The 7,552-nt window shown below is 36.6% G+C and carries 5 protein-coding genes; 2 read left to right on the top strand and 3 right to left on the bottom strand.

The window, feature by feature from the left end; genetic code table 11:
* A partial coding sequence (locus AC3DU7_RS13350) for an ATP-dependent 6-phosphofructokinase (protein ID WP_488039828.1) occupies positions 1-1,081 on the bottom strand: 1,081 nt, incomplete at its 3' end.
* Positions 1,082-1,835: 754 nt separating this feature from the next.
* A complete protein-coding gene (locus AC3DU7_RS13345) occupies positions 1,836-2,759 on the bottom strand; it encodes a nucleoside hydrolase (protein WP_488039827.1) in 924 nt (307 codons plus the stop codon).
* Between the two features lie 514 nt (positions 2,760-3,273).
* On the opposite strand from AC3DU7_RS13345, the gene AC3DU7_RS13340 reads away from it, so the two are divergent.
* Both AC3DU7_RS13340 and AC3DU7_RS13335 read left to right on the top strand, forming a co-directional pair.
* Complete coding sequence (locus AC3DU7_RS13340) at positions 3,274-4,188, top strand: 2OG-Fe(II) oxygenase (RefSeq protein ID WP_488039826.1); 915 nt, start codon at positions 3,274-3,276, stop codon at positions 4,186-4,188.
* Between the two features lie 1,737 nt (positions 4,189-5,925).
* Positions 5,926-6,126 (top strand): hypothetical protein, encoded by a 201-nt coding sequence (locus AC3DU7_RS13335; RefSeq protein WP_488039825.1) that lies wholly within the window; start codon positions 5,926-5,928, stop codon positions 6,124-6,126.
* 221 nt (positions 6,127-6,347) lie between these two features.
* Here the strand turns inward: AC3DU7_RS13335 and AC3DU7_RS13330 are convergent, their stop codons facing one another.
* On the bottom strand, positions 6,348-7,523 hold the full coding sequence (locus AC3DU7_RS13330; RefSeq protein ID WP_488039824.1) for a tetratricopeptide repeat protein: 1,176 nt from the start codon (positions 7,521-7,523) through the stop codon (positions 6,348-6,350).
* Positions 7,524-7,552 lie beyond the last annotated feature (29 nt).

Here is a 7,552-nt window from a genome sequence, read left to right as displayed (position 1 = left end):
AATCTCCCAAACAAATACCCATACTCCGAGCAGTTTTGACTAGAGTATCATTACGATCTACCGCTCTGTACTTAGAAATCGCATCTGCAATTGGCACAGCGATCGCCTGTCGATTTTGCCAAGTTACTATGTGGTCGTATTTTTCTTCAGCAATGAGGTCAACTGCTGCCACTCCAAAAGCTGAGGCAATTAAGCGATCGGTCGGAGAAGGAATACCGCCACGTTGAATATGACCTAAGACGGTGACACGAATTTCTGCACTACTACAAGTAGAGATTTTATCAGCTAGATATTGCCCAATACCACCAAATCTAGATTGACCTGAAGAATCATTAGTTGTCACAGCTTCTCCTGTTTCAGTACGCACTGCTTCTGCGACAATTACCAAAGAATAATTTTTGCCTAAATCTTGGCGTTTGCGGATGTAGTCACATATTCGCTCTATTTTGTAAGGAATTTCAGGAATCAATATTACATCTGCACCACCGGCAATACCAGCATTGAGGGCAATATGTCCTGCATCTCGCCCCATTACTTCCAGAATCATCACTCGACTATGACTGGCCGCAGTAAAATGTAAGCGGTCTAATGCTTCTGTGGCAATTTTTACAGCAGTATTAAAACCAATAGATAATTCAGTACAGCTGACATCATTATCAATGGTCTTGGGAATACCCACTAGATTTAAGTTTCCCTGTTGAGCAAGCTGACGGAGAATAGCTAGACTACCATCACCACCAATACCAATTAAAGCATCAAGCTCTAATAAACGATACCCTTCAATAATTTCCTCAGAGCGATCGCACACAGTTTCATCTGGCATCGGAAATGCAAATGGATTACCCTTATTAGTAGTTCCTAAAATTGTACCACCCGCTGTTAGTAAGGGGTCAATTTTTTCAATTTCAAGTTTGATTGCTTTTGGTGGACGTTCCATCAATCCCAGGGTAGCTTGCTGAATGCCAAAAACTTCCCAATTATAGGTTCCAATTGCACGATATACCACCGCCCGAATTGCTGGATTTAAGCCTGCACAATCTCCCCCACTGGTAAGGATACCAATACGTTTGTGTTCTACCATAATTATGATTTACTCTACAATAAAGAACATAAATTTTTAACAGTTTCTACTCGCAAGTTAAAGCTGTAGATCGGATTTTACCAGTCAATTGTCAGTATTTAAAGAAAGGCAGGAGGCAGAAGGGAAGAAAAAATTAGAGATTAAATTAATTTATACTAAAGAAAATATAATTAATTCATAAATAAGTTTATCTTTTTCTTTTTTCAGCTTTTCCTTTTTAGGGACTTCCAAATAAAAAATTATCCCATTAGCTATGAAAGTAAGGGAGTAGGGAGTAGGGAGTAGGCAGTAGGGAAGAAATTGAAAAAGTAAAGGAGTAGAGAGTAGCTAGTTAACGATCATAAGTACAAAAATTGGGATAATTTATTTTCTGCTATTCCCTTAAAATTAACATTTTACCAAAAAAGTAAGGTTTAAAGCCTATCCTTATCAAGGAGAAACAAGCGGTCTAGGGATGACGAGGCTAGACCAAGAAATAAAAATTTTTCCTTTGAGTCAATCATCTTCTTTTCAAGGAGAGATAATTAGTGAACATTCAGCCGTCAGCATTCAGCTATGGCTTTTAGTTTTAGATAAAAGCTTTACTAATTGAAGCAGAATTTATACTTAACTATAAAATATGGCGCTCAACAGTCTATATTCATTAAAACCCCATCATGATAGCTGAGAGCTGACAGCTAATAGCTGTTTGTCCAGCATTCCACAGGAAATGCTTACGATAATTATTAATTATTAATTATTAATTATTAATTATTCAACGTGCCCATTGTTGGAGAATATAACTATAAAAACTTTCTGTATCTACTTGTTCCATTGCCATAATTTTCCGCCCACCAGGTACTATTTTTATACGACCTTGACTTACTCCTTTTGTAATAACTGTAGTTTCCCATTCTTTTAGTTGATAAAATTCTGGGTGTGCTAAATAAGCAGTTGCTAAAACATCCCAAAAATAATAATCTTGAGAAATTGCCAAAGCATAACATTGTCCGGCAAAATCAGAGATAGAATATTGTCTTTGCTTACATAATTTTCGAGAAAATTCAGAAGTTAGGGGTACATTATTAGTAATATCTAACGAACAAAGTACTATTGGAATTTGAGTTTGCCAAACTCTTTCAATAGCAAATGGGTCCCAATAAGCATTCCATTCTGCGGACATATCTTGCCCTGCTTCCATATCTTTACTCACATTTCCCGGCACATTTAAAGCACCACCCATCCAAACAATTTCTTGAATTTTTGACTCAATTTCTGGAGCAATATCTAAAGCTACAGCAACAGTTGTTAAAGGACCAGTTACCATTAATGTTACAGGTTCTGGTGCAGATTTTAAAACTCGTACCATGAAATTTTGACCAGGTTCTGAAACTAAAATAGTATCAATAGTTTCCTTCTCATTTAAAATAGGAAAATGGTCTACAGCAAAAGAATCTCTTCTAAATAAAACTGGAAAAGGATTAACACCACGTACCGTACTTTCTGCTACTGGAATATTAGAAAATCCCATTAAATCTAAAATTTTTCGAGTAGCATTAATTGCCGGTTCAATATAACAGTCAGCAGGAGTGACAATTACTCCTAAAGGTTGAACATTTTCCATGGTCATTAGTAAAACAGTGGAGAGAAAATCATCTACAGCACCATCATGATCCATCAGTACAAGTTTTTTGGACATAAACATTAAAGATTAGATTTTAAGAAGAATTATATAGGATATTAAGGTAAGGATTCTGCAGGAAATTCTTACATATTAAGACTGTTAGTAGTGTTAATTAGGATTTTTTATAAAGAAACGAGGGTGTTGCTGATTCTGGTTATGACTGTAAGCATTCAGCCATTAATTTTGGGTCCGCGTAAAAGCAACCTTTGAGATTCAGAAAGAATAAAAAGTTATTACTAAAGCCTCCAGGCTAAACTTTAGAATTAATGAATAATTACTAATTGCTGTTAACGTAGTTCCTCCGGAGGAGGCTAGCTGACAGCTAATAGCTATTTGCGCAACATTCCACAGGAAATGCTCACGTATGAGTTGATAATTTTGTATTTTGGATTGTTTGAACTACTTGTTAATATTAACTGTTCCCTATTTCCTATAAACCTACTTTCATACCTTAATTCGGCAATGCCGAAATGAGATAAACTATTAATAGAAAATTTAATCAAACTTGAGTAAATAATTGAATTGAATTATGTACACAGAATCATCAGCCAGTAATAATAATGCAAGCAATAATATTGTAGCAGTAGAAAGAGTAAATAAATTACTGCTTCAGTCAATTGATACTTTGGAAGAAATTCTCAAAAATCAACAACTTCCGGCACAAGAACGAGCAACAGTAGCCCTAAAAATTCTAGAAATGACAGGTCTTTTGTCTCAAACAAGCCCTCAATCGCCAAGCACATTAATATCTGATGCTCAACAACATATAAACCGACTAAATACAGATAATTCAACCAGAAAAATTTCTCCTTACCAACCGAAAATAGCACAAGTAAAACCTGTATTTTTACCTGCTTTTTATATAGAAATTCCCAATTTTTTATCTGCTGAAGAAAATCAAAAAGCTATAGAAATTGCTATTCAAAACCGCGACCAATATATTGAATCAACCACTACCACAAAAGCTGATAAATATCGGCAGTCTTATGTACTATTTTCACAATACTTTCCTGAATTAGCAGGACTTATTCAGAGAAAAATGTTAGAAACATTGCCAGAAGTATTAGCTAAATTAAATCTTCGTCCTTTCGAGATATCAGAAATAGAAGCACAATTAACAGCACATAATGATGGATGTTATTACAAAATTCATAATGATGCGGGTAGTGAAAAAACAGCAAGTAGAGAAGTGACTTATGTGTATTATTTTTATCAAGAACCCAAAGCTTTTTCTGGAGGTGAATTAAGAATTTATGATACTGAATTAAAAGGTGGTGGAGCAATAACTCATGAGAATTTTCAAACTATTACCCCTGCTAATAATTCCATTATCTTTTTTAACAGTCGTTGCAGACATGAGGTAATGCCTGTAGTTTGTCCATCAAAAGCATTTGAACATAGTCGGTTTACAGTTAATGGTTGGATTAGAAGATTGGTAGCTTGAATAGTTATTTTACTGAAGTAAAATAGGGAATAAGGAATAATGGTGCAACTCCACGTCGGCAACAAATGCACCTGGTAGCACAAGAGAGAGAGAATTTCCCTGTATTTGAATAGTATCAGGACTTACACACTGACAATAGACATCTCCAAAAAGAAAAAAGAAAATCAATTCTTATCCAGAAATTATTAATTATTCTTCTCTGTTCCCTGTTCCCTGTTCCCTCTTTTCTGGAGATGTCTAATAGATATAGGGTCGGGTTTTGCCTCGGTTACGCTACCGCTAACACTCCCTAACAATAGTGTTCATGCATAAGTCCTGATTCTAAAAAAAATTTATCCTCTTGACAATTTTGTATTATAAATGTAGTATAATGTATGGAAAGTACAAAAAAAACATATAAACCAAATCATTGAACCTACAGCGCTTTTCATTTGAGTAGACCACAAAATTATTTTTGGCTAGGGAGTAGGGAGTAGAAAAATGCTTTTGGATTGTCCATACTAACTGTAGTCTATCCATGTGAAAAGCGCTATAAAAAACCAAATATTTAATTGCTAGTTTTAGGTAAGTATTTCCTTCGGAATGCTGCGTAAATAGCCACCAACTATTGCTTTTTGTTTTAGATAAAAGTTTTACTAATTGAGTCAAAATTAAATCTTATATCATGTCCGGTTGAACAGTGATAAAGCTTTGCTGAAAAAGTCTTTTTTAAGGAGTAGGGGACCCACCCCTAACCCATCCCAGGAGGGGAAAAGAGGAGTAAGGGAGTAGGGGAGTAGGGGAGAATTTTTTTGCCCAACTATAGCGCTGTGCGCAGGCAATAGGCAATAGCGGTCAGACCCCGCGCCGCCGTTAGGCGCAAGCGGTCGGACCTCGCGCCGCCGACAGCTCGCTTGCGGAACGCCGACTCCTGTGAGGGAATGCTGACCAAGAGAGGCAGTAGGGGAGATAAAAAGCTTATGATATAAAACTTTTAGCTATTGGACAGTTCCTGAAATTTGTAAAGCAAGCCAGCGCACATTGCTATATGCACTAAAAATGCGCTCCTTTTTGAGCATGAAGAGCTGAAAACCATGTACTTTTTCAATACCTAAAAAGGCTAAAATCTTTATCTGGTAATTATTTGAGAATTAATCAGCAAGCCCTAAATAACTACGGAGAAGTCAGGAGAGAAGAAAGAGAAAGAACTGGAGTTGAAGGAGAAAGTTTTTTTATAACTAATTATCCGGACATGATATTACTACAAAAGCTGGCTTTAAAATCTATTTTCATTTAAACCCATCCTTTTACTGAGAGCTGAAAGCTGACAGCTGACAGCTAATAGCTGTTTGCGTAGCATTCTGCAAGAAATGCTTACATTTTATCAATTCGAGAACTTCTATATAAACTATTATAGCGCTACAAGTTTAGGTTAGGACATTCCTAAATCCACCAAACCCACTCACAGTTTACTTTTGCCTGTTGCCTGTTGCCTGTTGCCTAGCGCGTAGCGCTATACATACAGCTTGAATATTTCTCATTCCGTAAAGAAAAAAAAAATAATATTGCGTAAAATCATATTTCTTGACTGAAGAATAATTTAGACAACAACATTCATAATTGAACGAAAAATTATTCAGATGATTTTTGTTATAGACATCTATTTGCAATGAATTATAAATTTACCTCTTGATAATTTTTTGCTTCTACTACGCCTGAATTTAAAGTTTAATTTTTTGTGATTGAGAGGTGATTATTATGTACAATAAAAATGATTTAATATTATCTATTTGGATCTTAATTGTAGTAGTAATAATGGGATTATCTACTACAAAAACTAACAATAATCTACTAGAAAAATATTCTGATGAGTTAGGTGAAGAAGTGTTTCATCAGTTTGTGAGTTCTTCTAATGAAGACCCTCCAGTTCCCTATAAAGGAGGAACAAGCCGTGGCTAAATTTATAGCACGCGCAGGCAGTAGGGGGAATAAATTGCCAAGAGTATAAGAAAAGAATTTTAGCTATTTGCCATCTCCTACAATTTGTAAATATACCAGCGCACACTGCTATATAGCACTACGTCTTTTAGTATTTGATAATAGAATTTTAGTTGTAAGGAAATAGGGAAAAGCAGTGCGCTCCCTCTGAAAGAGGCTGGATATATCTGGGAGCGCACTCGCTACTCCCTGATCCTCTTCGCGCGCTCCCAACTTTTATTAGCTTCTTCCATCAAACCTAAATCTCTCAAAACATTCCCCCGCTTATGCCAACCATCATCAAAATTAGGTTGAATCTCTAAAGCCTTGTCATAACAAGCAACTGCTTCTGTTAAACTTCCTAAATTAACTAGAAAACTAGCTTTGTTATACCAAGCCAAATAATAACCAGAATTAATTTCTATCGCCCGCTCACAACTAGCGATCGCCTCTTGCCACCTTCCTAATTTTCCCAGTGCTTCAGCACGATTATTCCAAGCCAAATAATCATCAGACTTGATTTCTATCGCTTTGTCATGGCTAGCGATCGCTTCTTCCCATCTTTCTAGTTGTACTAAAGCTTTCCCTCTATTGTACCAAACTTGATGGTAATCTGACTTGAGAGCTAGAGCGCTTTCCCAACTATCAACTGCTCCTACTAAATCTCCCGCTTTGGCTTGCTCCAAGCCTAACTTTGCCCATATTTCAGCATTACTTTCAGCAGACTGTGCTTGACTTTCCACTCCTACTCCAAGCTGACTAACCATTGCCTGAATAACTACTCTGGGGTCACTCGTTTGTACCCCTAACTGTTGGGCAACTGTTGCTAATAAATTAGGGTTTTCTTGAAGTTTAAGCACTAATTCTGACATGGCATCATCATCTTTTTCTTCACTCACGAATGTTTGTGGAGGAGGAGAAACACCAACATCAGGTCCATCATATTCCCAGATCGCCCCACTATTATCCCTACTTAAAAGTTGAGTACCAATATTATTAGCCATTGCTCCCAAAGATTGTAGAGAGGGTAGCGATCGGGTCAATTCAGCAAAGCCTACCATTCTCTGAGCTAACTCATCATTAGGTTTAGGGGAGACTAATAACCTTTCTCCAAAACGTTGCAACCATTCCTGCCAAAGTTCAGGTTTACCCCTTTCTCCTAATTCATCAAAAAATCTTTGTACGCGATCGGGCTGCCAACCCTGGGCAACACCCTCCAATAGTTGACCAAACAAAAAATCATAATCTGTATCTGTCAGTGGGGGCAAAGACTCAGAAGTTGGTTGAGTGTTCTCAGATACATCTAGACGAGACTGAGAAGATAACCCGAAAAGTTTTGTCCATAAATTTTTGAGCCATTGCCAAATTCTATGAAGCATTTGTTAAATATAAGAACAGGGAACAGGGA

The sequence above is a fragment of the Okeania sp. genome (genome assembly GCF_983059655.1).
This window is presented reverse-complemented; position numbering and strand designations above follow the sequence as displayed.